The sequence below is a fragment of the Xanthomonas sp. A1809 genome (genome assembly GCF_017746015.1).
Classification (GTDB): Bacteria; Pseudomonadota; Gammaproteobacteria; order Xanthomonadales; family Xanthomonadaceae; genus Xanthomonas; species Xanthomonas euvesicatoria.
On sequence record NZ_JAGHWZ010000001.1, the window covers coordinates 88,070 to 109,518 of the forward strand.

A 21,449-nucleotide genomic window follows, 5' to 3' on the forward strand; every position below is an offset into this window, starting at 1 on the left:
CCTCAGTCGTCGCGCAGGCTGGAGCGGCGGCTCGCCGCTGCGCGTCGGTCGCGCTCTTCGATCTGGCGAGCGACTTCGCGCGCCAGTGCATTGGCATCCATGCCCGGTGCGGCATGGACGTGGATGACGTAGCTGTTGCCGGCTGCCGGCGCACTGGCGGCGCGCGCAGGCGGCGACAATGGTGCGCGGCTATCGATCGCCGCCACTGGGGCTGTGGCCGTCGCCAAGGCCAGGCCAGCTCCCACCGCACGCATCCGGTTGCCGAGCGCCATGACGGCCTGCACAGGCGCGCCCTGGCCGCGCTGCAGGCCGACGGTGAGGCCTTGCATGGTGAAATCGCCCAGCTGGGCAAACACGCGCGAGGGACTGTGGATCCCCAGCAGGCCCTTGAACCGATCAACCACGCCGGTGCCGACGCTGGCGATCGCATTGCTGGCGGCGCCGAGCTTGGAGCGGATGCCCTGCACAAGGCCGCTGATCATGTCCGCGCCGGTCTGCAGCATGCGGGCCGGCCAGTTGGCCAACTGCAGGTTGATGCCGGCCCACAGCTGCAGCAGCCCCTGGCGGATGCGGTCGCCGTTGCCGGTGAACACGCCCACGATCAGCGACCAGGTGCCCTGGACGGTTTGCCAGACGCCGCCGAGGATCTGTTTGATCACCGGCAGAACGAACACAAACGCCTGCACCAGCCAGCCAATCGCCTTGACCGCCAGCTGCAGCTGGGTGACCAGCACCGCGCCCAGGATTTGCCCGAAGCCGCGCCCGGCCTGCGTTGCACCGTGCAACTGGGCGGTGGTGGCCTCAAACGGCGTCAGCAGCTGCTTGACCCACGCCCAGGCCTGGCCCATCGCTGCAGCCACGGTGTCCCACACGGGCGCTAGGGGCGCGAGCGCGGTCTTCAGCTCGGCGAGGACCGGCGCGGCGACATCGACGATGCCTTGCCAGACGCCGATGGCGAAGGCCTTGATCGGCCCCCAGTACTTCCATACCAGCAGCGCCACCGCAGCGACGGCCGCACCAATCGCCAGCACCGGCAGGCTGACGCCGCCGAGCAGCGGCAGCAACAGGCGCGCGCCATTGGCGAGCATGGGCAGCACGCGGCCGCCGAATGACAGCACCTGGCGAATCAGGACACCAAACCCGCCGCCGCCCGACAGCAGCGCGACGGCGCCGTGGATCTGCGAGAACGCCATCGCGGCCACGCCGCCGGCCACCAGCAGTCCGCCCAGGATCGTCACCAATGCGGCGGCACCGATCGCCACCTTGGCGATCGCACCCACCAGCACCGGATTGGCGCGGATCCACGTCGTGACCTGGCCGACCACCGCAGCCGTGCGCTCGGTCAGTTCCTTGAACTGCGGCAGCAGGGTCTGGCCGATCGATTGCGACACCACCACAGCGGTGTTCTTCAGCAGCTGCAGCGAGTTGGCTGAGGTGGCCACTCGCGATGCGTACTCAGCCGACATCGAGCCGCCGTAGCGCTGCGCATCGGCCACTTTGGCGAAGTTGCCCTGCAGCAGCTCCAGATTGGTCAGCAGCGGCGCGATCGCACCGATCGACTCGCGGCCAAACAGCTGCGTCATCGTCGCGGCCTGCTCGGCCTTGGGCAGTGCACGCAGTTTCTGCAGCACCGACATGATCGCCCCGCCTGCGTCCTTCTGCATGACCTGGGCCATGGCGGTGGCCTTGATGCCCAGCTTGTCGAATGCCTCGCGCTGGCTCTTGGTGGCCGACTCGCCCGAGGCCAGAGTAAGCAGCATGTTTTTGATGCCGGTAGCCGAGACTTCCGACTCGATGCCCATGCCGGCCACCGTGGCGCCCAGCGCGGCCAGCGGCCCGCTCTGCAGGCCGGCGACCTCGCCCAAGGCACCGATGCGGTTCACTACGGCGCTGATCTTGTTGACGCTGGCCGGCCCGGTGTTGCCGAGGTAGTTGATCTTGTCGGCCAGCACGACGACCTCGGCCTGGCCCATGCGGAAGGCGGTGCGCCAAGTCGCCATGGTCTGGCCGGCTTCCTCGGCGCTGCTGTCGAAGGCCACGCCCATCTTGGCCGCGTCCTCGGCGAAGCGCACCAGCTCCTGACGCGGGATAGCGGCCTGGCCGGCAGCGGCGACGATCTTGGCGATATCGGCCGGCAGCATCGGCAGGCGCATCGAAAGGTTCTCGACATCGCGCCCCATCTGCGCGAACTGCTGCGGCGTCTTGAAGTCCACGACCTTGCGCACATCGGCCATGGCTGACTCGAATTCCATCGCATCGCTGATCGGCAGCACCGAGGCGCCCAGTGCGCGCTTGCCGGCGAACGCCATGCCGGCACCGTAGGCGCTTGCCTGCAGGCCGGCGCTCTGGATGCGCGCACTGCGGCGCTGTGCCGCGTCGATCGCCGCCAGCCGCTGCTGCTGGGCGCGCATGGCGGTGTTGGTACTCTCGATCTCGCTGCGCAGGCGGCGCTCGTGCGTGACCAACTCGCGCGTGCTGATCCCGGCCGTCTCGAGACGGCCGCGCAGCCGCTGCAGGCCGGCTTCCTGCGCGCCGTGTGCGGTCTTGAGTTCGCGTGCGCTACGCACGGCGCGCTCAAACTCGGCATTCATGGCAGCGGTGGGTGTGCCGGTGGCCTTGATCTGCTGAGCCAGCGTGCGCACCGACTGCCGCTGCGCATCGAGCGCAGCCTTGGCACGCTGCGCCATCGCGACCTGCTCACGGTAGGCGCCGATATCGCGGTGCTGGCTGTTGAGTTGGCGCAGCGCATCGCGCTGGTTGCGTAGTGCGGTGGCAACACCACGGCTGCCACTGAGCACGCGTTTGAACGGGCCAGTGGCGCGATCGACTGCGGCCAGGATGACCTGCAGGCGCAGATTGTCAGAGGCCGCCATTTAGGCGGCCTCGCGGGACAGTAGGTGCAGCATCATTCGGCTCCGCTTCGCAGGCGGGCACGCTCGCGCCACGCCGTGAGTTCGTGCAGCGACCAGCCGTCCATTTCAGACGGAGGCCAGTGGAAGATGGCCGCGATATCGGCCATCGCATCCTCTACACAGTTGGGGAAACCACTTCCCTCTGTGCCTTCGGCAAGAAAAAAAGCGCGACCTCCTGGCCGACTGCCAGCAGGTCGGCAGGATCCATTGCATTGACGTCGGCGGTGGTCAGCGTGGGCGAGGAAATGCGCGGCAGCAGCGTAGCCAGCGCAGTGACATCCATCTGCAGCAGCTCGGCGAGTTTGAGACCGCGCAGTTCACCGGCGCCCGGCTTGCGCACCTTGAGGTCGGTGATGGTCTGCTCGCCGCGTACGATCGGCTGGTCGAGGGAAATGGCTGGGGAAAAGGTCGGGGTCATCGGAACGTCTCAAGGAGAGGCCTGGCGGCGCCAGGCCGGAAAGGTCACGCGCCGATGGCGCGGCGTTGGGCGGCCAGCAGATCCATGCCGTTGACGATCTCGGTCATGTTCACCAGATCGATCTCGATCACGGTGGCGCCGTTGATGGTCAGCTTGTAGTAGCTGGCCGAGGTCTTGACCGAAAACTCGGTGTCATCGCCGGACTTGGCCGTACCGGGATCAATCTCTTTGTGCCGGCCGCGCACGACCACTTCCACCGCGGCCACCTCGCCGCTGTCATCACGTTGGTAGGCGCCGGCAAAGCGCAGCTGCACGGCGTTGTGCGTGGTGGCGCCGTACTGATTCAGCACACCGCGCATCAGGCCGCCGCACTTCCATTCGAGCTCGATCTTCTCCTGGCCGAAGTCGATGTCGACCGGGCCATTCATGCCGCCGCCACGGTATTCCTCCATCTTGCGCGACAGCGTGGGCAGTTTCACTTCGACCACTTGGCCGAGATAGCTCTCACCGTCGTTGAACAGGTTGAGCGCCTTGAGTTTCTTGGGCAACGCCATGGGGTTCTCCGGGAATCAGATCGGGTGCGTTACGCGTTGACGCGCTCGGCGAAGTCGGCCAGGTAGCTGGTGGTGATCTTCTGATACAGCTGCAGGTTCTCCAGCGGCGGTACCGGGGTGTAGTCGTAGTCGATGCGCAGCGCGCCATCGGCCAGCGTGGTGGCGCTGTTGACCGATCCGTCGTACCAGGCGTTGGCGTCGATCAAATAGCCGGCCGACTTCAGGTCTCGGAACTTGGCGTTGATGGTTTCCAGCAGGTCTTTGACCAGCGATGGGTGCATGGGCTTGTCAACGTAGAACGCCACGCCCTCGGCGATGGTGTCGGCCAGGATCTGCGCGGTGCGCGTGGCTGTCTCGAAGGCGAACATGCGGTCCTCAGCGCACGTGCGCGAGCCCCAGAAACGCTGGCCGTTGAACGTCACCAGCGTGGTGATGTCGCCTTCGTTGAGGACGCCGGCATCGGTGGCCGGATCCTGCAGATCCCAGTGCACATCCTTCGAGATTCCGGTGACACCGGCCACCGGCACGTTGGACAGGCTCTTGTGCCAACCTTGCTCGGTGTCGATCTTGGCGCGCAGGCCGAGGGCACGCGCGGTGGCATACGCCGCCGTCGTGATGCTGGTGGCGGTATCGAAGGCCAGGAAGTCCGGCCAGATCAGCATCAGCTCGCGGTCGCTGAACTGCCCACGGTAGGTGACGGCCTCGGCGACGGTGTCGGCCACAGGGCGCATATAGGCCATCGCGCGTAGCTTCTTGGCGATGGTGGCCAGCGCTTTGGCCACTGGCAGCGTGTCAAGGCCAGGCGCGCCCAGAATGCGCGGGCGCACGCCCAGCTGCGCCTGCGCGGCGAGCAGCGCGTACAGACCGGTGTAGCCGCTGGACTTGGGCTCGCCGATCACGTTGGCGGTGGTCTTGGCCGCGTCTGCGTCCTCGGCTACACGCACGACGATGGTGACCGGGTTGGTTTGGTCGGCGATGCCCTGCAGCGTGGCGCGCAAGGTGCCCTTGGTGCCAGCGCTGGCGATCGCGCCGAGGACGTCGGTGATCAGCACCGCCTTGTTGAGCGGGAAAATGGTCTCGTCCGCGTCGGCGGCTGTGGCGACCAGGCCGACGACGGCGGTGGAGACGGTGCGGATGGTGCGAGTGCCGGCGCTGACTTCGATGACGCGAACGCCGTGGTGGTAGGCAGTGGACATGGATTCCTCGATCAGGACGTGCGGAAGCGGAGCGGAATGGTCAGGCGCGAGCGCGCATTGGCGGGGGCAACGTCGGTGCGCTGCCCTTCGATGGTCAGCAGGAAGCTGCCCGGCGCCTCGCCGACGACCAGGTCGACGCGGGTCAGGCGCAAACGCGGCTCCCAGCGCATCAACGCAGTGGCGGTGGCGCCGTAGAGCAGCGTGCGTGTGGCGCCGTTGAAGGGTTGGTCGATCAGCTCGGGCAGCAGCGAGCCGAAGTCGCGCCGCTGCTCGCGCGTGCCGATGGGTGTGGTGAGAACGCAGGCGATCGACTGGGCCAGGTGCTGCTCGCCCTGGATCACTCGTCCGGTGGTGGCGTCAACGCCGATCACTGCGGGCCACCGCTGAGCGCGCTGCCGGCAGTCACGCCAGTGGTCTTGTGGTTCTTGAGGCTGATCCCGCCGCCGAGCACGTCGGTGTCGACGGTAGCGGTGCCGGTGATGCCGGCGTCGCCGTTGATCTGCGTGTTGCCGTTCACGGTCAGCGGACCGTTGAGCGTGATGCCGCCGTCGGCAGTGATGGTTGCAGTACCGCCGCTGGGCAGCGTGGCCTGCAGCGCGTGCGCGTCGGTGTCGTACTGCAGCTGCGCGCCATCGGCGAACCGCAGCACGTGTAGTGTGTCGGAGGCAGCAGGCGCTACGAACTGGTCCGAGTAGATGCCGCGTAGCACCAGGCCATCGGCCAGATCGCCGGCCGGCGACAGCACCACGACTTGTTCGCCGATCGCTGGCGCTGACCAGATGATGGTGCTGCCGGCCAGCGTGACCACCCAGGGCAGATAGTCGGTGAGCATCTCGCCGACCTGCACGCGGCATCGCGCGTTGGCGAGATTTACCTCGGCCACGGTGCCGAGGCGAATGGCGTTACTCAATGCGGAGGATGCGTTGCCCATGCAGCCATGGTCAGCGGCTGCGTGCTATGACGCACTTGAATTGATGCGTACAACCAGTACCTACACAGATCGCTGCTGGGTGAATCCAATCAAGCGACTGTACACGTCACGCCACGCGTTCCAGTATGCGCTGGCCCAAGCGTCAGGCGAAGCCTACTGCTTCAGCGACGAACGAAATAGCAGTGGTAGAAACATAGCCAGTGACATTGTTGCGAATCCGAATCGCCAGCCTTCCTTCTCCATAGCACTCGTTGCCAGACCCCGACAGCGCTGTGGACGTGATGCTGCAACCGTAGTCGCCTGTCATTGCCGAGTAGTTGGCGGCGGTGTTGGAAGATGTCCCATTGCGATTGCCGCGTAGCCAAGACACTGCAAAATCCAGCTGCACAGCATAGTTGCTCGCCGGTTGACCGTTGGGTAACCACGTGCCGGAAGTTGGAGAACCACTCACCGCTTTCCCAGAGAGGCCAATCGCCCAGGTCCCATTCGCTCGAATCCAGAACGATGCGCTTGCCGTCTGGCTGCCGCCTTCGGACGTGGCGGCTTGGCTGCCCGCGTAATAGTGGACGCCATTGTTGGACAGCGTGTAGACCGCGCTGCCCTTTCTCGCCCATCGGTTACTGAGGTCAGAGCCCGCATTGTCACGGTAGCCAACGTCCGCCGCTCTGCTTCCAAATGCCAGCGGTGCATACCGACGGTGCAAGTCGTTGCCATCGTTCGAGCGGTAGCCCGATGCGCTGCCAACGTCACCTTGCACGTACAGGTCGAAGACATCATCGAAATCGAGCCCTGCGCCCGTGCGGAATCCCGTTGCCATGATCAGGCGATCGCCGGCGGCATGGCGGCAGCAGTCTCGTTGTGCAGGCGGTCATAGACAGCCTTCAGGTAGACGACGACGCCTGCAGCGCTGACATTTGACAGATCCTGGCCGGTTACAGGATCCGCAAGGCCGGCTGCGAACATGCGCGTCGCGATGGCATCTGAGGTTGTGGTGAGCGGCTCCCGGCCATCCAGCATCTTGTTCACCGCGCCATCCAGCAGCAGAAACTCCATGCCCTGGAAGACTACGTTTGCCACGCCGGTCAGCGGGTCGTAGAAGAAATGGGACTCCACGGCGATGCGCTCAACGTCAACGCCTGGCGCAAGTGTGCGGATTCGAGAATTGCTCTGCATAGGATCTACCTGTTGGGTCAGTGGCTGGGGCGTAGGTCAGCGAGATCGGCCTGCAACTGTCGAACAGCAGTGGATAGTTGCTTGATTGCGTTGAAGGCGACGGGTAGCAGCTGGTCAATGTGCACTGCCGGGACCAGTTCGCCCTGAAAGCTCACGCCATGTGCATCAACAGTCTCGGGCATCACCTCCAGCAGCTGCTCTGCATCGAAGAACAGGCGCACGCGGCCATCCGGGTTGTACTGCTCCTTGTAGCGCCCCAGCAGCGTGGTGACCTGTTCCACCTCGGCCAAGCCGTAGGGCAATGCGCCGATGATGTTTTTCAGCTTGCGGGAAGAGCCGAAGTCAAACCCGCCAACGGCTGATAGCGCGCCAGAAGTAGTCAGACCCATGCGCTGCTGCAATGCGCCGTTGTAGGTCGCCATGCCGATACGAAGGTGACCGTTTTCGCTCCAAAAGCCGATGTTGTAGGCGCCGTCGATCAGTCCGAAGCCGCCACCGAAGCTGCCGGAGCTCAGATGGGCAAAGCTGTTGACGCCGTTGCCTGGACTGCTCACGGTTGCCTTCAGCAGTAGGCTGCCTGCAGTGTTCAGTACGGCCTCTGCCGCGCCGTTGAAAACGCCGTTGGGGCGAAGATAGATACTTGTGCCACCCTCAGCCCCGAGGACGGTGACGTTGCTCTTGCTGATGAAATAGCCCGATGCGGAGCCTAAGCTATCGGCGTTCACGGACCCGCCGAACGAGCCTGTACCTGTGACGGCGAGCTGCGTGGTTTCGAGGTAGAGCGCATTGGCGCCGGTCCGGATGCGACCTGCGACCCAGGAATTGTTCGCCGTGTTGACGAAATCCATGACGGGCGCGCCATTGCCATAGTCACGCATGAGTACCCGGCCGGCGGTGGAGACGATCGCGTCGAACGCGCCTTGTGCACCGCCGCTCAGATTGATGCCCAAGCGCGGCACCGTGAGCTGCCCCGTCATGGCGTCGCCACTCTTCAGCACGTAGTTGGCGTGCGAATGCTCGGCGGGAGTGAAGGTTTGCGGCTTGTTGCCGACCTGGTCCCACGACGGCCACTGGCTCGCGGTGGTGGGGATGCCGGTCAAGTTCTCCCACGCCCGGTAGTAGGCGCCATGCTGCCCGTCGAGCTTGTCGGCGTCCAAGTTGTTGCCGGCCCCTTCATCCTTGAGGGCAGCTCCCTTCAGCTCCAAAGCGGTACGCAGCAAGGCGGCGCTGGTAATGCCCAGCAGTCCACGCATGAAAGCCGACGGCGCGTCGGCTCCCAGGCGGGCATCCAAGATCCTCTTCAACAACCACGTGGTGATGACGCGGATTTTGTCAGTGCCTGCGGTGGCTTCTTCTTCAGTGGCGAGTTCGACGATTCCGGCCACGTCGGTTGTGGCGGCCGGGTCGGTGAAGTTGGTTGCGCCGAAGGCGAGCTGTTTTACATCGATGTCGGCAAAGACCGCATCCACGGCGAGCAACATCATTGCGGCGGCTGCCTTGCCCAGTAAAAGCGTCGGCTGGCTGTACACCGCAAAGAGCGTACCGTTGGACAGGTACATGCCGAAACCGTAGCAGTCATAGACGGCATCGGATTCATCACGAATGGAGACATGAATCGTGTCGTCGGCGGTGACGGCCCCGCCCACAGCCGCTACCCGCTTGATTTCGCTCGGCATTGCGGTCAACGCAGCAGAGACACTGAATGGCGCGCCTGCGATGCCGACATGGCTGATCAGCACCGGATTGGTCCCGGTGTTGGGTGCATTGACCAACGCGGCGCGGCCGGCGGTGGTGACTTGGAGCTTGAGACCGGGCATGTCGGGGTCCAGTTACTGGGCATCCATGAGCAGGCGCCGGTAGACGGCTGGCCGCGCGACGGCGAGCACACCGATGCGGGCCTCTACTTGGAATCCCTGGGTGAAGGTGAAGTGGGAGCGGACAGGCTTGGTGCGCTCGACCTCGGCGATAACCTCATTGACGAAGCGAGACGTTGCGGTCTGGCCATCGGTCCCGGTCAACGTGAGCGTGAGCTCGAAAGTGTGTGGCGCGCCGCGCGGCTCGGTCTGCCACCACTCGCGGATGGCCACCGCGCCGCCGAACGACTCGACCACCATGCGGACACTGTTGGCGGTGCCCTTGCGGCGCTGGATTGCCATAGCGCTGCGCAGGCGCGAGCGCTTGACCGCATCGCTCCATTCGGCCTTCCAGTCGTCAACGGATAAGGTCCACGCCAGCCAAGGCAGATGGCTCGCCGGGCAAGTGTCCGGGTTCCACAGGTCGGGATACGGCAACGGGATGGCGGCCAGGCGCTCGGTGACGGCCGCCAGGGCTCGCTCCATCGGCGTGGCATTGGGCGGTAGCGGTGAACTACTCATCGATGCCGGCGTGCACGATGTCGATCGAGGTGCAGTACGCAGCCTGCGTTCGACTGATCCGAATGTCGGCAGCAGGCGAGTCCAGCTCAACACGCTGCACGCCATCGGCGAACAGCTTGGCCTTGATCGCTGACTCGGGCACATCGCGGCCGATGCGTTGCGCTTCGTCCAGATAAGCCAGCAGGCTTCGCATCGCCTCGCGCATGACAACCGTCGAGTCGGGGCCGGCGTAGGTGTAGACGCGTCCACGAATGGCATACGGAACGACTTGGGTGCTCTGGACAGTCACCTCGTCTGTCAGCGGGCGCACATCGTCCTTGTTGAGGATCGCCGCGACTTCGTCCAGCAACGCCTGGGGAGCCGTGCCATCGCCAGTGCGGGATTGGACCGTGACCAGGACTTGGCCAGGCGCCGGGCTGGTGGCGCTGGCATCCATGACATCGGCCGCTGCGCTGAGCGCGTGATAGATGTAGGCGCCCTCGGGGCCGGCAACACTAAATCCCTCCGGCGCCAGCTGGATCCGGCGGCGGAAGTCCATGTCCGACTCATAGGTCGGTGCAATGTCGTTCTCGGGTTGGCCCAGATCGAGCACCAGGCGCGCCACTCCAAACAGCGCGCCCAGGTGATCGAGGTTGGTGCCGGTTGCGAAGGCCAGCATCGTCTGCTGTGCCTTGTCGTTGGCGCGCTGGCGGATCAGTAGCTCGCGGGCGGCAAATAGCTGCAGGAGCTTGTAAACCGGATCCGCCTCGGTGAGTGCGGAAAACTCAGGCAGTAGCTCGCGGAATTGAGCAAGCGCCTCTGCAAAAATTGTCTCAAAGTCCAACGCCTCTATTAGATCAGGAGCTTGCAGCTTCGAAAGGTCCACTGCTGTAAATGAAGGCATGTGACTGCACTTAATTCAGGAGTCGAAATTATCTTTTAGTGACGCAAGAAGGCACCAGGCGTGTGTGTTGTAGATGCCACTTCAACGGCCTTTAAAATTCGTTGCAAGTCTGGGTGCGTACTGGCATGATCGCGGTCGAGGTCGCTTAATGCAGTATCAAGGAAAATGTAAAAAATGAATCGGAAGCATTTTGCAGGCGGTTTTGCAGTTGTAATTGCGGTAACAATTTTAAGTTTTTTTTCTTATCGCATAAATGATAAATTGCATCCTGGCGAAGGTAATGCCGGCGGTCACGATAAAGCCATTGCGCCCAGGAATGCCCCAGTGGTTGCAACACAGCATGCATCCTCTCTTGTTGCTGCCAATAAAGTCGACGGAAAGTTTGTAAAGCCAATTGGCAACAAGGCTTTTTTAATTGTGCGTAATGAGCAGCGGCCGAAAGGGGATGTATTAAATTACGTCAACTCGCTGTTGGAGAAATCAAAGGCTGGTGATGCGTCTGCTACTTATTCTATCTATTTGGCAGTTGCTCAGTGTAATGCAAGTTTGCAACCTCCTTCGCAGGCCGTGCTTGACGGCTATAGAAAAATTGGCGCCGAAAAAAGTTACTTAAATACGCTTGAAGAAAATTTTGAGGAATGCAAAAACCTCACAGAGCACTCCGACTTGATGAATGTTGCATGGCTGCAAAAGGCGGCTGAACAGGGTTCGATAGAAGCGATGATTGTTTACGCGACGGATCCTGACTCTGTGATTGGGCCTCCTTCCGAATACTTGTCCCATCCGGAACAACTTGTTGAGTATCGAAAAAAATCTATTAATTACCTAAATGAAGCGGCCAGCACTGGAAGTGTAGATGCGCTGATGGCTCTTGCTCGGGCGTACGAAAACGGAATAATGGCAGATAAGTCCCCCGTCAAGTCTTACGCTTACTATAAGGCTGTGCAGGCTGTTCAAGCTGACATTGACCTTCGACCGACTTTGATTCGTTCGCAGAGGCAACTAAGTTCGAATCAACTATCTCAAGCAAACCAAATGGCTAGCCAGATCGTTGATTCTTGCTGCAAGTAATTCAACATCCACTCAACTTAGATGGAATCTATGAACAGTATTAATTTACGTTCTTTTGCCGTTGCGCTCGGTAAAAATAAGATTTTTTTCGGCATTGCCATTATCTCAATATTGGGTTGTGCAATAGGCGTCGCTGTTGCTGATGGGGGGGGTAAAAACTATTCGTTTGGCTGTGGTGGCTGCGATCTTGGTTCGCCTATGCCAACTACTACAACCTTAAACGCAATTAATCAAAACTACGAGCGAAATATCCGAAATCCCAATCAAACGCTCATGTATACGGACATGCATCCAGGAGATACGGTTACAGTTTGTAATGGCTCTGCTTGTGTAACATATACATACAATTCTTCCGGTAATTATCTGGGCGCTCCCCCTGTCCCGCAGGTTAGGAATCCACCACGAGGTGGTGGCGGCGATAGCCATAGTGGTGGTGGCAGCTTCAGTGGTGGGGGTGGTGGTGTAGGCATAGGAAGTGGCGGAAGCTCAGGCGGATCCGGTGGTGGAAGAGTCGAGGTGGGTCCGCCAACCGAAGCAGAATAAAAATAATGCTGTATATTAGCTGACGCCTGCGGAAACGCAGGCGTTTCTGCAAGAAATGAAACGCCAACTTATTCCATTATCCAGCCACAACACATCTGAGTGGCTTCTATGCCCAACTCTTATCCTAAGTGATCAAGTAGTTGATCACGCACGATCCGCCGGTCTTCAGCGGAGAGCCCCAAGAGCACACGCCTCTCGTAACGTGCTATCGGACCACCCGGCCGCACTCGTTCGGTCAACCCGCCCTGGTGCACGCGCGCAATGCGCGACACGCGCCCCACAAACCCTACGCTTACAGCGTTTGGACTTGCGCTGACCTTGAAGTACTTGGCCTGCCGCAGCTTGGCAAACATCTTCGCGCGTTTGATGCGTCCGGACTTCTGCCGCAGCTGCTGCTTGCGCGGCGCGTACGGCGAGCCATCGGGCGCCTGTTGCTTGCCAATACGCTGGCTCTGCGAGCGCCGGAGCTCGGTGCCGATCTTACGCGCCAGCGTGCTGCGCTCACCGGGCTGCAGGCGGGCCAGCAACGGCGTGGCCCAGTTCTCCAGCGCGGTCAGCTCATCCATGTTGGATCGATCACAGGCTCTGGCGCATGCGTCATGTCGTAGCCGCCGTCGTCCTTCGCTGTGACCACGACGCGCTCGGTCAGCGGCAGCTTGATCGACAGATCCACGGCATCATTGGCGAGGATGTCGGCTTCGAAGGCGATCTCGCCCCGGCGCGCCGGGTTGGACAGCAGCTCGGACTGATTAACCTGCACCCATTCCAGCAGCGGCAGCATCACGCTGTCGGGGTGGCCGGCATAGTCGGTCACGATCAGATTGAGCGTGTACTGGTACTCGAACGACAGTCCCGGCTGGAACGTGCTGACCAGGCTGCCGGCATCGATAAACACCAGCAGCCGGTCGGCATCGCGTGCCAGATCCGGCAATGCCGCCACCAGGTGCGCGCGCAGGCTAGCGGGTTTGATCATGGCGCCGGCTCGGGCGCATGGAGGTTGACCCAGTCCTGCAGCGCGCTCAGTTGCGTGGCGGTGGCGTGGCAGCTGGTGTAGTTGTCGGCGACGGTACCGGCAATGCCAGAGAGCGTAATGCCGGCGGCCGGCGCATCAGGATCTCCGGCGGGCGGCCCGGCAGGGTTGCCCGTGGCGGCGGCGTCGTGCAGCCGCACAAAGCCAGCAGGGATAGTGCAATCAGCGTCGGCTTTCTGGGTGACATAGATCGGGATCTCGCGGGTGATGGTGGCGCCGGCTTCGCGCACGATCTGCACGCGGTCGACGTACTGCGTCACGACGGTGGTGGAGCCTTTGGCGCTGTCGCGTTCCGCCTCGGCCCGGCGCTTGGCTTGCAGCGCAGCATCGCGGTCTATCTGCGCGGCGCTGACGCGATGCTCCTGCCACACGCAGCCGCCGACGAGCACTGCAATCAACGCCAGCAGGACGATTAGGCGCGTGACCATCAGCTGACGCCAAAGATCTGCAGGGCGCGCTGCGTGCGCGTGACGCGATCGCTGTGGCCCTCCGGCAAGCGCTTGGCACGCACGTTGCCCAGGTTGATCTTGCGGCCCAGGCCAAGCACATCGCCCGTATCGGCCAGCGCGTTGAGGCCGTTGTCGTGCCAATACGCTGCCGCGCCCAACGCGCTGGGCTCGATCTGCAGCAACAGGTCCGGCTGCTCTTCGACCGGCAAGCCGATCAGCTCACCGATACGGCGGTAGTTGCCCCGGAAGGTGTGCTGCATCGGGCCTCGGCCACGGTAGCGGTGCCCGTCGCCGCTGGCGGCGTTGCCATTGCCCAGGCGGTCGGCGTAGACGAAGTTGGCAAGGCCCACCGGGTTGCGCAAGAACTTGGGCGCTTGCGCTGGCGTAATCCGTGCGCCGAAAACTTCCAGCAGCCTGGCGCTGGTGGTGTAGGTCAGGCCTTCCTCCATCCGCGACAGACTCAAGCTTTCGTGGCCGACCTGGCCGAGCCAATGCGCGGCGCGGCGCTTGGTGGTGATGCCGAAGCGGCTGGCGGCGGCAACCAGTGGGCCGTGCCAGCGCTGTGCGCGTTGGGCCGGGCACTGCATGATCGAGGCGAGCTGGGTATCGGTGAACATCAATCGACCTTCAGGATGCGCGCCACATTGCCCCGGGCGCGGTAGGTGAGCACCGCCAGCACAATCAACGTGCCCAGATGCCAGAGACTGACGTGTGAGCCGGCGCCGGCCAGCAGGATGTGCAGCGCCTGGCCGCCGGTGCTGGCGATCAGCAGCCACGCGCACCAGCCCGCGCCGCGTCGATGATGCGCATCGACGGGGCGGTGATAGGTAAGCAGGCGGACGCAGATGGCGAGCGAGGCCATCAACGTCAGGACGGTGACCAGGCTATGCACTGGGCGGACCTCCACGACGTAGGAAGGAAAAGTCGAAGGACTTGCTCTTTTCGATTAGGCCCAGCGTGACGGTGATGGCACACGCCGCGCTGGCGAAGGCGGCCACGCCACTGGACTTGATCGGCAACCAGCGCAGGATTTCCGGCGCCAGCTGGTAGCCGGCGATCACGCTCACCGGAAAATAAATCAGCCGCGCCAGCAGTGGTTGCTTGGCGGCGGACACCACGAACAGCGCGCCGCCGGCGAAGGCGCCGATCAGCGCATCGCCGTCGATGCCAGGCAGCACGGAGGCCAGGCCCACACCGGTGGCGATCACAAAGCCGCTCGATACGGAGGTGGGTTCGGTCATCAGATCAGTCCCATAGCTGCACAAGCGGCGTCATTGCCGCTGTGTTGGTGGTTACCTCGGGCAACTCCACTGGCGTGCCATGCGGCAGCACGGCGCCCAGTTCGGCGAGGCCGGGATTGAGGAGGTAGGTGCGCTCGACCAGGCCGGCCGTGCTGCCCAGGTGGCGCCAGCACAGCAGGTCAACGGTGTCGCCTTGCATGGCGTGCACGCGCATCAAATGAGCTCCACCGTGCTGCGCGGCAAGTTCTGCAGATCGCGTACCGCCCAGCGTTGATCGCGGCGCAACTCGGTGATGCTGGGCGACAAGTCATCGGCGCGCTGGTTCGCGCTGTCGGTGGCATCGAAGCTGCGGTAGCGCTCTGCCACCTCGACGGCGGTGGCACACGCCACCGCGCGCAGGTACAGCTGCACACGACGCGAGACGCCATCGACGGTGGTGCTGGGCACATCAGCCAGCGCCGCGTAGCCAGCCGCCTGGTGCATATCCGCCCAGGCCTGCAGTTCGTCGTTAACCGCCAACATGGCGGCGACGATGGCCTGGCGCAGACGCGCATCGGTGACGGTGCCATCCAAGCGCATGCTGGCGCGCAGCTCAGCTGGTGCGATCGCTGGCCAGAACGGCGCGTTGGCGATCGCATTGGGCGCTGCGCTAGTGGTGCCGGTGGCAGTGAATCCGCTCATGGATGGCTCAAATAAGTCGCCGGTGGTCGGGGCGTCACCGCAGCGAGAGAGACGCTGTGGATCAGCCCCGAGCCGGCGAGGGTTGCGGGGACGCCCGGTTATGCGCTGGTGCCCGCAGGCTCAGCGCTGAACTTCTTCAGGAGTCGCTCTGCGCGCTCCAGATCTTTCTTGCCGCCGCAGCTGCCGTGCAGTGCGATGGCGCGCTGCAGGTCGGTCACGGCCGCCGCCACGATGAGCTGGGCCTGGTCGACCGGCGTCTCGTCGGCGATGCCCACCAGGCAGGCGCGGGCCAGCGCCAGGTGCACCTTGGCACGCACCTCGTCGGGCATGTCCTGCTCGGCGGTCAGCGTGGCGGTATCAGCCAGCACGGCTGCATCGAACACCTGGCCGGTCTTCTGCGCCGACAGCGCGGCTTCGGCAATTTCCTCAGCGAGTACGCAGCCCACCGTGCGGGTGAAGCGGTCCGGCATCTGCAGGCCATGCTTGAGCACATAGGCGCCCAGCTCCAGCGCGCCGGCGTAGTCGCCGGCATCGATCCGCCACACCATGCAGGTGGTGACGATCTCGTCCTGCGTGCCCTGGCCACCGGCAAGCACGCCGGCAAGGTACGGCGCGTAGCCGGGCAGTAGCTGCACCTTCAGCGCGGCCTTGCCCTGGTCGGACTGGATCTGCTTCAGGCGCAGGCGATCGCTCTGCAGCTGCGCCATGTGCTGTTCGTAGGCGGTGGCGCCCGCCATGAGCTGATGCGGGGCGCGCTGGGCCGCTTCCAGCTCGGCGAGCACGCGGCTGTGGTGACGCTTGGCGGGACTGTCGGCCACGGCTTAGGCCTCGATCTCGATGTGCTCGACCACGCAGCCCAGGCCGTAGTCTTCGACCACGTAGGCATCGTTAGAGGACTCGTAGTTCTCGATGCGATCGCGCGCGGGCACTTCCTGGATGTAACGGCGACGGCCGCCGGTCTGGTAGTAGATCGACAGGTTCGCCAGCGAGGTGACCATCAACGCACCGTCCGGCAGGTACGGCACCTCGGCTACCTGCAGGCCACCAACGCGGCGCTGGCTCAGAATCAGGTCGGTGGCGATCTTCTCGCTCGCCGGCTGCTCCTTGTTGACCATTGGGAAGTACTTGTCGTGCATCAGGTCGCGGCCCAGCACCACGACCAGGCTCGGGTCTTTGCGGTGCCAGGGATCGAGCAGGTTGCTCACCACGTCGAAGACCAGCGCATCGAGGTTGCCGTAGTCGGCGCCGGCAGCTGCGCCACCGATGACCACCTTGCCGGCGGCCTTGCCGCTGGCCAACACGCGCTGCGCAGCGTTGGTACGGTACTGCTGCAGCCAACCGATGTTGACGTCTTCCAGCAGTGGGTACGCGGCGCGATCGGTATCGGCAGCCGCATGCGTACCGTTGAAGCCGATCTGCAGGCGATCCAGTGCTTGGCGCTTGACGATGGCGTCGCGCAGCCGTGCCTGGAAGTCCGGGAACTTGGCCCAGGTATCGAGCAGCGCGTACGGGATAGCGGTGTCGAAGTCGGTCTTCTTGGCGATGTATTCGTTCTTGTCGAGCGCAGCGACATTGCGCGGGGTGCGGGTCTTGCCGGCGCCGGTGTCGGTGCGACTGGCGATGCTGCCAGTGACGCCGATGCCCACCTTCTGCCCGGACAGCTCGTCCACCGGGATGATGTTGATCTTGGACAGGAACTCGCTCGATTCCTGCATGCGCGATTCCAGCTTCTGCTGCACGGTTGGATCGACGGCGAACGAATGGAACGGCGAGGACACGCCGTTGAGCTTGGCGATCTGCTCGGCGAACTGATTGAACTGCAGGCGGGTGGCGTTTTGCATGGTGGCTCCGAAGGTGGGGCGCTGGCGGCGTGTGTGGTGTGTGGGATCAGCAGTCGGTCAGCACGGCGGCACCGCCACCGGTGACCACCGGGCGCGCGGGCTGTGCGGGATCGGGCTGTTGCGAAAGCGACTCGCGCAGCTGCGCCAGGTCGTTCGCCAGCTGCGCGTGCTTGGCCTTCTGCTCGACATGCTCGGCCTGCAGGCTCGCGAACCGTTCGTCCTGGCCGCGCACGTGCTCGGCAATTTCTTCGATGCCTTGGCCGAGGTCTGCGAACTGCTCGGCAGTGATGCTGGCGGCGTCCTCACTCTTGAGTGCGGCGCGGATCCGGCTGAGCAGGCCGGCCACCGGCCCGTCGCTGACCTCGCTGAACTCCAGGGCGGTTTCCTCGGCGACGGTGAACAGGTTGCCGGGCGATTGCTTGCGATCGGCGAGCGGGTTGGCATCCGGGTTCTGGCTGGCGAAGCTGAGCATCGAGGTGCCCAGGCTGGCCGGTGAATCGGTCACAGCCAAGCCGACCAGATAGGCCTTGCCGGTGTTGGCGAACTTCTCCTGTACCTCAATGCTGGTGTAGAGCTTCTGCTTGGACTTGTTGATGGTGATCAGATCGGCGGTCGGCTCGATCTGCGCGAACAGCGCTAGACGCTTGGTGCCGTCGATCTCGACCTCTTCGGCCTTGACGGCGGTGACATCGCCATACGCACGAAACGGCGAGTCCGGCAGCAGGCTGCGCATGTGCTCGATCCAGATGCGGGCGTTGTAGGTCTCGCGGTTGTAGGTGGCGGCCATGTCGTCGATCCAGCTGCGCTGAATCGTGCGGCCATCGGTGGTGGCGCCTTCGACGGCCACGCGGAACCAGTTGGAACGGAACTTCTTGGCCTTGGCCGACATGCGTGTCCTCTGCGCTGGATGCGTTTGCGATGCGATGAGTGCATGGTCAAACGCTGCGCAATACGCAGCAACGCAAAAGGGCTGTAATTCAGGGTGTTACGCGGCCCGCTGCTGTCGGGAATAGATCGCGCGCGTCACTCTGATTGCATGAGCAGCGTCGCCACTCAACTCCCGATGGACACCCGCAGGCAGGCGAAATTCCTGTACTGGATGGGGTGGCGCGTGACTGAGATCGCGCAAGCCGTCGGCGAGAACGAGAAGACTGTACACAGCTGGAAGTCGCGTGACGAGTGGGATCGCGCAGATAACGTCGAGCGCATCGGCGGCGCACTCGAAGCGCGCCTGGTCGTGCTGATCATGAAGCCAGAAAAATCCGGCGGCGACTTCAAGGAAATTGATCTGCTGCACCGGCAGCTGGAGCGCCAGGCGCGCATCCAGCGCTACCAGGGCGGCGGCAACGAAGCCGACCTGAATCCAGCTGTCGCGAACCGTAACGCCGCACCGAAAAAGAAGCCCAAGCGCAACGAGTTCACCGAAGAGCAAGTCGAGCAGCTGACCACCGCGTTCGTCGACGGTTGCTTCGACTATCAGCGCGATTGGTACCGGGCCAGCAACGAGCGCACCCGCATCATCCTCAAGTCGCGCCAGATCGGCGCAACGTACTACTTCGCCCGCGAGGCGCTGATCGATGCGCTCACCACCGGGCGCAATCAGATCTTCCTCAGTGCCTCCAAGGCGCAGGCGCACCTGTTCCGCGGCTACATGCAGCAGTTCGTGCGCGAGACGATCGACGAGACACTCTCCGGCGGCGACAGCATCGTATTTCCGAACGGCGCCGAGCTGTTCTTCCTGGGCACCAATGCGCGCACCGCGCAGGGCTATCACGGTAATTTCTACTTCGACGAATTCTTCTGGACCTACGGATTTAACGAATTGAACAAGGTCGCCAGCGGCATGGCGATGCACAAGAAGTGGCGCAAGACCTATTTCAGCACGCCGTCCAGCATGGCGCACGAGGCTTATACCTTCTGGACCGGCGAGCGCCGCAACAAGGGCAAGCCCGCCGCGCAGCGGATCCAGATCGATGTCTCGCACGATGCGCTGGCCGGCGGCCGCCGCTGCCAGGACCGCGCGTGGCGGCAGATCGTCAACATCCTCGACGCCCAGCGCCGTGGCTGCGACCTGTTCGATATCGACGAGCTGCGCGAGGAATACAGCCCGGACGCCTTCGCCAACCTGCTCATGTGCGAGTTCGTCGACGACGGCGCCAGCATCTTCCCGTTGGCGATGCTGCAGCCGTGCATGGTCGACAGCTGGATCGAATGGGGCCAGGACTACAAGCCTTTCGCCCCGCGCCCCTATGGCGATCGCGCGGTGTGGATCGGCTACGACCCGGCCGAGACCGGCGACACCGCCGGCCTGGTTGTGCTGGCGCCACCGCAGCAGCCCGGCGGCAAGTTCCGGCTGCTGGAGCGCATCCAGTTCCGGGGCATGGACTTTGCCAATCAGGCCGCCGAGATCGAGCGCATCACGCGGCGCTACTGGGTGACCTACATCGGCATCGACACCACCGGCATGGGCAGCGGTGTGGCCCAGCTGGTGAAGCAGTTCTTTCCGAACCTGGTCACCTTCAGCTACTCGCCCGAGGTCAAGACGCGCCTGGTGCTCAAGGCGTTCGACGTCATCCACAACGAGCGACTGGAGTTCGACGCCGGCTGGACCGACGTGGCGCAGTCGTTGATGGCCATCCGCAAGACCATGACGGCCAGCGGCCGGCAATCCACCTTCACCGCTGGCCGCTCCGAAGAGACCGGCCACGCGGACCTGGCGTGGGCACTGTTCCACGCGCTGCAGAACGAACCGCTGGAAGGGCGCACCGCGCGCAACTCCGGCTTCATGGAGATCTCTTGATGTTGACCGACCAGCTGCCCGCCACCGCGCCTGCAGCGCCCGCACGTGCCGAGGTCTTCACCTTTGGCGACCCGACGCCGGTGCTCGACGGGCGCGGCGTGCTGGACTATCTGGAGTGCTGGCAGAACGGGCGCTGGTACGAGCCGCCTGTGGCGCTGGACGGCCTGTCCAAGACCACGCGCAGCAATCCGTTTCTGCAGTCCGGGCTGATCTTCAAGCGCAACATGCTGGCGCGCACCTTCAAACCACACCGACTGCTATCGCGCGAGGCGTTTGAGCAGCTGTCGCTGGACTGGATCACCTTGGGCAATGGCTACCTTGAGCGCCGCCGCAACCGCCTGGGCGGCCCGTTGTCGCTGGCCGCGCCGCTGTCCAAGTACGTGCGGCGCGGCGTTGCCGAGGGTGAGTACTTCCAGGTCCGCACCTGGCACGACGAGTACGTATTCGAGTCGGGCAGTGTGTTCCAGCTGCGCGAAGCCGATGTCGATCAGGAGCTCTACGGCTTGCCCGAGTGGATGCCGGCCATGCAGTCGGCGCTGCTCAATGAATCGGCCACGCTGTTCCGCCGCAAGTACTACAACAACGGCTCGCATGCCGGCTTCATCCTGTACCTGACCGACCCGCAGCAGAGCCAGGAGGATGTCGATGCGCTGCGCACCGCCATGAAGGGCGCCAAGGGACCGGGCAACTTCCGCAACCTGTTCCTGTACTCGCCGGGCGGCAACAAGGATGGGCTGAAACTGATTCCGGTCAGCGAGGTGGCGGCCAAGGACGAGTTCAGCGGCATCAAGGGCATCACCCGCGACGACATGCTGGCCGCGCTGCGGATCCCGCCGCAGCTTATGGGCATCGTGCCGCAGAACGCAGGCGGTTTCGGGTCGATCCGCGAAGCCGCTGCCGTGTGGGCTGCCAACGAGCTGGAACCCCTGCAGGCACGCATGTTGAAGATCAACGACTGGGTGGGCGATGAGGTCATCGCCTTCACCCCCTACGCGCCGCCAGCGGCCGCGTAATCCTTTCCAACCGCAAGACCACGCAATGCTCAAGAACCTCCGTTGTGGCGAATGCGCCCGCCTGCTGTTCAAGGCCGGCGCCTTCGATGAAATCCAGATCAAGTGCCCGCGTTGCGGCACGCTCAATCACCTGAAGGCCGAGAGCCTCACCTCCGATCGCCGCGAGCGAATCCAAGAAGGCTCTCACCATGAAAAACCAGATGCTCCAGGGCGACGCCCTGACCATCCTGCCCACGCTCGAAGCGAATTCGTTCGACGCGCTGATCACTGATCCGCCCTATGCAAGCGGCGGTCTGACCGCTGCGGCACGGGCCAAGCTGTCGACTCCCCGCAATTCA

Annotated in this window: 28 protein-coding genes; 5 read left to right on the top strand and 23 right to left on the bottom strand. The window is 63.6% G+C overall.

Annotated features, from left to right (window positions below):
- Nucleotides 1-2 precede the first annotated feature (2 nt).
- The 12 genes from J7396_RS00380 to J7396_RS00435 form a co-directional block, all read right to left on the bottom strand.
- The gene (locus J7396_RS00380; protein ID WP_209260763.1) at nucleotides 3-2,873 is read right to left on the bottom strand and encodes a phage tail tape measure protein; all 2,871 of its coding nucleotides are present in this window, start codon (nucleotides 2,871-2,873) and stop codon (nucleotides 3-5) included.
- Between the two features lie 32 nt (nucleotides 2,874-2,905).
- The gene (locus tag J7396_RS00385) at nucleotides 2,906-3,019 is read right to left on the bottom strand and encodes a GpE family phage tail protein (protein WP_005922203.1); all 114 of its coding nucleotides are present in this window, start codon (nucleotides 3,017-3,019) and stop codon (nucleotides 2,906-2,908) included.
- Between the two features lie 8 nt (nucleotides 3,020-3,027).
- Nucleotides 3,028-3,330, bottom strand: coding sequence for a phage tail assembly protein (locus tag J7396_RS00390; RefSeq protein WP_209260764.1), 303 nt, complete (start codon nucleotides 3,328-3,330; stop codon nucleotides 3,028-3,030).
- Nucleotides 3,331-3,374: 44 nt separating this feature from the next.
- Complete coding sequence (locus J7396_RS00395) at nucleotides 3,375-3,884, bottom strand: phage major tail tube protein (protein WP_209260765.1); 510 nt, start codon at nucleotides 3,882-3,884, stop codon at nucleotides 3,375-3,377.
- 29 nt (nucleotides 3,885-3,913) lie between these two features.
- Nucleotides 3,914-5,080, bottom strand: a complete 1,167-nt coding sequence (locus J7396_RS00400; protein WP_209260766.1) for a phage tail sheath protein — start codon at nucleotides 5,078-5,080, stop codon at nucleotides 3,914-3,916.
- An 11-nt stretch (nucleotides 5,081-5,091) separates the two neighbouring features.
- Nucleotides 5,092-5,451 carry a GPW/gp25 family protein gene (locus tag J7396_RS00405; protein ID WP_209260767.1) on the bottom strand — a complete coding sequence of 120 codons (360 nt, stop codon included), beginning with the start codon at nucleotides 5,449-5,451 and terminating at the stop codon, nucleotides 5,092-5,094.
- Nucleotides 5,448-6,011, bottom strand: coding sequence for a phage baseplate assembly protein V (locus J7396_RS00410; RefSeq protein WP_209260768.1), 564 nt, complete (start codon nucleotides 6,009-6,011; stop codon nucleotides 5,448-5,450). The genes J7396_RS00405 and J7396_RS00410 overlap by 4 nt, the downstream gene beginning before the upstream one ends.
- Before the next feature lie 142 nt (nucleotides 6,012-6,153).
- Nucleotides 6,154-6,828 carry a hypothetical protein gene (locus J7396_RS00415; protein WP_209260769.1) on the bottom strand — a complete coding sequence of 225 codons (675 nt, stop codon included), beginning with the start codon at nucleotides 6,826-6,828 and terminating at the stop codon, nucleotides 6,154-6,156.
- Nucleotides 6,829-6,830: 2 nt separating this feature from the next.
- Complete coding sequence (locus J7396_RS00420) at nucleotides 6,831-7,124, bottom strand: hypothetical protein (RefSeq protein WP_209260797.1); 294 nt, start codon at nucleotides 7,122-7,124, stop codon at nucleotides 6,831-6,833.
- A gap of 77 nt (nucleotides 7,125-7,201) precedes the next feature.
- Entirely contained in the window at nucleotides 7,202-9,001 is a 1,800-nt protein-coding gene (locus J7396_RS00425; protein ID WP_209260770.1) for a hypothetical protein, read from the bottom strand.
- 12 nt (nucleotides 9,002-9,013) lie between these two features.
- Nucleotides 9,014-9,559 (bottom strand): phage tail protein I, encoded by a 546-nt coding sequence (locus J7396_RS00430; RefSeq protein WP_017171503.1) that lies wholly within the window; start codon nucleotides 9,557-9,559, stop codon nucleotides 9,014-9,016.
- Nucleotides 9,552-10,442, bottom strand: a complete 891-nt coding sequence (locus J7396_RS00435; protein ID WP_209260771.1) for a baseplate J/gp47 family protein — start codon at nucleotides 10,440-10,442, stop codon at nucleotides 9,552-9,554. The genes J7396_RS00430 and J7396_RS00435 overlap by 8 nt, the downstream gene beginning before the upstream one ends.
- A gap of 174 nt (nucleotides 10,443-10,616) precedes the next feature.
- Between J7396_RS00435 and J7396_RS00440 the strand changes: the two genes are divergently transcribed.
- Nucleotides 10,617-11,513: a sel1 repeat family protein gene (locus tag J7396_RS00440; RefSeq protein ID WP_209260772.1), complete on the top strand. Its 897-nt coding sequence runs from the start codon at nucleotides 10,617-10,619 to the stop codon at nucleotides 11,511-11,513.
- A gap of 30 nt (nucleotides 11,514-11,543) precedes the next feature.
- A complete protein-coding gene (locus J7396_RS00445; protein WP_209260773.1) occupies nucleotides 11,544-12,056 on the top strand; it encodes a hypothetical protein in 513 nt (170 codons plus the stop codon).
- Nucleotides 12,057-12,175: 119 nt separating this feature from the next.
- Here J7396_RS00445 and J7396_RS00450 read toward each other — a convergent pair whose 3' ends face one another.
- The 11 genes from J7396_RS00450 to J7396_RS00500 all read right to left on the bottom strand — a co-directional run bounded on the left by J7396_RS00450 (nucleotide 12,176) and on the right by J7396_RS00500 (nucleotide 18,187).
- Entirely contained in the window at nucleotides 12,176-12,622 is a 447-nt protein-coding gene (locus J7396_RS00450) for a phage virion morphogenesis protein (RefSeq protein WP_209260774.1), read from the bottom strand.
- Complete coding sequence (locus J7396_RS00455; RefSeq protein WP_209260775.1) at nucleotides 12,610-13,029, bottom strand: phage tail protein; 420 nt, start codon at nucleotides 13,027-13,029, stop codon at nucleotides 12,610-12,612. Before J7396_RS00455 ends, J7396_RS00450 begins: the two co-directional genes overlap by 13 nt.
- Nucleotides 13,026-13,514: a hypothetical protein gene (locus tag J7396_RS00460; protein ID WP_209260776.1), complete on the bottom strand. Its 489-nt coding sequence runs from the start codon at nucleotides 13,512-13,514 to the stop codon at nucleotides 13,026-13,028. Before J7396_RS00460 ends, J7396_RS00455 begins: the two co-directional genes overlap by 4 nt.
- Nucleotides 13,514-14,152, bottom strand: a complete 639-nt coding sequence (locus J7396_RS00465; protein WP_209260777.1) for a glycoside hydrolase family 19 protein — start codon at nucleotides 14,150-14,152, stop codon at nucleotides 13,514-13,516. The genes J7396_RS00460 and J7396_RS00465 overlap by 1 nt, the downstream gene beginning before the upstream one ends.
- Nucleotides 14,152-14,427: a phage holin family protein gene (locus J7396_RS00470; protein ID WP_209260778.1), complete on the bottom strand. Its 276-nt coding sequence runs from the start codon at nucleotides 14,425-14,427 to the stop codon at nucleotides 14,152-14,154. Before J7396_RS00470 ends, J7396_RS00465 begins: the two co-directional genes overlap by 1 nt.
- On the bottom strand, nucleotides 14,420-14,776 hold the full coding sequence (locus J7396_RS00475) for a phage holin family protein (RefSeq protein ID WP_209260779.1): 357 nt from the start codon (nucleotides 14,774-14,776) through the stop codon (nucleotides 14,420-14,422). The genes J7396_RS00470 and J7396_RS00475 overlap by 8 nt, the downstream gene beginning before the upstream one ends.
- 4 nt (nucleotides 14,777-14,780) lie before the next feature.
- Nucleotides 14,781-14,990, bottom strand: a complete 210-nt coding sequence (locus J7396_RS00480) for a tail protein X (RefSeq protein ID WP_209260780.1) — start codon at nucleotides 14,988-14,990, stop codon at nucleotides 14,781-14,783.
- Nucleotides 14,990-15,457, bottom strand: a complete 468-nt coding sequence (locus tag J7396_RS00485; RefSeq protein ID WP_209260781.1) for a head completion/stabilization protein — start codon at nucleotides 15,455-15,457, stop codon at nucleotides 14,990-14,992. The genes J7396_RS00480 and J7396_RS00485 overlap by 1 nt, the downstream gene beginning before the upstream one ends.
- 98 nt (nucleotides 15,458-15,555) lie before the next feature.
- On the bottom strand, nucleotides 15,556-16,275 hold the full coding sequence (gene gpM, locus J7396_RS00490; RefSeq protein ID WP_209260782.1) for a phage terminase small subunit: 720 nt from the start codon (nucleotides 16,273-16,275) through the stop codon (nucleotides 15,556-15,558).
- Between the two features lie 3 nt (nucleotides 16,276-16,278).
- Nucleotides 16,279-17,298, bottom strand: a complete 1,020-nt coding sequence (locus tag J7396_RS00495) for a phage major capsid protein, P2 family (RefSeq protein ID WP_209260783.1) — start codon at nucleotides 17,296-17,298, stop codon at nucleotides 16,279-16,281.
- A gap of 46 nt (nucleotides 17,299-17,344) precedes the next feature.
- Complete coding sequence (locus tag J7396_RS00500) at nucleotides 17,345-18,187, bottom strand: GPO family capsid scaffolding protein (RefSeq protein ID WP_209260785.1); 843 nt, start codon at nucleotides 18,185-18,187, stop codon at nucleotides 17,345-17,347.
- 147 nt (nucleotides 18,188-18,334) lie between these two features.
- Between J7396_RS00500 and J7396_RS00505 the strand changes: the two genes are divergently transcribed.
- The 3 genes from J7396_RS00505 to J7396_RS00515 are packed head-to-tail and all read left to right on the top strand — an operon-like array spanning nucleotide 18,335 to nucleotide 21,382.
- Nucleotides 18,335-20,098, top strand: a complete 1,764-nt coding sequence (locus J7396_RS00505) for a terminase ATPase subunit family protein (RefSeq protein WP_209260786.1) — start codon at nucleotides 18,335-18,337, stop codon at nucleotides 20,096-20,098.
- A complete protein-coding gene (locus tag J7396_RS00510; RefSeq protein WP_209260787.1) occupies nucleotides 20,098-21,111 on the top strand; it encodes a phage portal protein in 1,014 nt (337 codons plus the stop codon). Before J7396_RS00505 ends, J7396_RS00510 begins: the two co-directional genes overlap by 1 nt.
- A 25-nt stretch (nucleotides 21,112-21,136) precedes the next feature.
- Entirely contained in the window at nucleotides 21,137-21,382 is a 246-nt protein-coding gene (locus J7396_RS00515; protein WP_209260788.1) for a Com family DNA-binding transcriptional regulator, read from the top strand.
- The last annotated feature ends 67 nt before the right edge of the window (nucleotides 21,383-21,449 follow it).

What these genes read in the sequence shown, in the direction of transcription:
- J7396_RS00380 (WP_209260763.1), bottom strand. Translation starts at nt 2,873, where the DNA reads ATGGCGGCCTCTGACAATCTGCGCCTGCAGGTCATCCTGGCCGCAGTC.
- J7396_RS00385 (WP_005922203.1), bottom strand. Translation starts at nt 3,019, where the DNA reads ATGGCCGATATCGCGGCCATCTTCCACTGGCCTCCGTCTGAAATGGAC.
- J7396_RS00390 (WP_209260764.1), bottom strand. Translation starts at nt 3,330, where the DNA reads ATGACCCCGACCTTTTCCCCAGCCATTTCCCTCGACCAGCCGATCGTA.
- J7396_RS00395 (WP_209260765.1), bottom strand. Translation starts at nt 3,884, where the DNA reads ATGGCGTTGCCCAAGAAACTCAAGGCGCTCAACCTGTTCAACGACGGT.
- J7396_RS00400 (WP_209260766.1), bottom strand. Translation starts at nt 5,080, where the DNA reads ATGTCCACTGCCTACCACCACGGCGTTCGCGTCATCGAAGTCAGCGCC.
- J7396_RS00410 (WP_209260768.1), bottom strand. Translation starts at nt 6,011, where the DNA reads ATGGGCAACGCATCCTCCGCATTGAGTAACGCCATTCGCCTCGGCACC.
- J7396_RS00415 (WP_209260769.1), bottom strand. Translation starts at nt 6,828, where the DNA reads ATGGCAACGGGATTCCGCACGGGCGCAGGGCTCGATTTCGATGATGTC.
- J7396_RS00425 (WP_209260770.1), bottom strand. Translation starts at nt 9,001, where the DNA reads ATGCCCGGTCTCAAGCTCCAAGTCACCACCGCCGGCCGCGCCGCGTTG.
- J7396_RS00430 (WP_017171503.1), bottom strand. Translation starts at nt 9,559, where the DNA reads ATGAGTAGTTCACCGCTACCGCCCAATGCCACGCCGATGGAGCGAGCC.
- J7396_RS00435 (WP_209260771.1), bottom strand. Translation starts at nt 10,442, where the DNA reads ATGCCTTCATTTACAGCAGTGGACCTTTCGAAGCTGCAAGCTCCTGAT.
- J7396_RS00440 (WP_209260772.1), top strand. Translation starts at nt 10,617, where the DNA reads ATGAATCGGAAGCATTTTGCAGGCGGTTTTGCAGTTGTAATTGCGGTA.
- J7396_RS00445 (WP_209260773.1), top strand. Translation starts at nt 11,544, where the DNA reads ATGAACAGTATTAATTTACGTTCTTTTGCCGTTGCGCTCGGTAAAAAT.
- J7396_RS00450 (WP_209260774.1), bottom strand. Translation starts at nt 12,622, where the DNA reads ATGGATGAGCTGACCGCGCTGGAGAACTGGGCCACGCCGTTGCTGGCC.
- J7396_RS00455 (WP_209260775.1), bottom strand. Translation starts at nt 13,029, where the DNA reads ATGATCAAACCCGCTAGCCTGCGCGCGCACCTGGTGGCGGCATTGCCG.
- J7396_RS00460 (WP_209260776.1), bottom strand. Translation starts at nt 13,514, where the DNA reads ATGGTCACGCGCCTAATCGTCCTGCTGGCGTTGATTGCAGTGCTCGTC.
- J7396_RS00465 (WP_209260777.1), bottom strand. Translation starts at nt 14,152, where the DNA reads ATGTTCACCGATACCCAGCTCGCCTCGATCATGCAGTGCCCGGCCCAA.
- J7396_RS00475 (WP_209260779.1), bottom strand. Translation starts at nt 14,776, where the DNA reads ATGACCGAACCCACCTCCGTATCGAGCGGCTTTGTGATCGCCACCGGT.
- J7396_RS00480 (WP_209260780.1), bottom strand. Translation starts at nt 14,990, where the DNA reads ATGCGCGTGCACGCCATGCAAGGCGACACCGTTGACCTGCTGTGCTGG.
- J7396_RS00485 (WP_209260781.1), bottom strand. Translation starts at nt 15,457, where the DNA reads ATGAGCGGATTCACTGCCACCGGCACCACTAGCGCAGCGCCCAATGCG.
- J7396_RS00495 (WP_209260783.1), bottom strand. Translation starts at nt 17,298, where the DNA reads ATGCAAAACGCCACCCGCCTGCAGTTCAATCAGTTCGCCGAGCAGATC.
- J7396_RS00500 (WP_209260785.1), bottom strand. Translation starts at nt 18,187, where the DNA reads ATGTCGGCCAAGGCCAAGAAGTTCCGTTCCAACTGGTTCCGCGTGGCC.
- J7396_RS00505 (WP_209260786.1), top strand. Translation starts at nt 18,335, where the DNA reads ATGAGCAGCGTCGCCACTCAACTCCCGATGGACACCCGCAGGCAGGCG.
- J7396_RS00510 (WP_209260787.1), top strand. Translation starts at nt 20,098, where the DNA reads ATGTTGACCGACCAGCTGCCCGCCACCGCGCCTGCAGCGCCCGCACGT.
- J7396_RS00515 (WP_209260788.1), top strand. Translation starts at nt 21,137, where the DNA reads ATGCTCAAGAACCTCCGTTGTGGCGAATGCGCCCGCCTGCTGTTCAAG.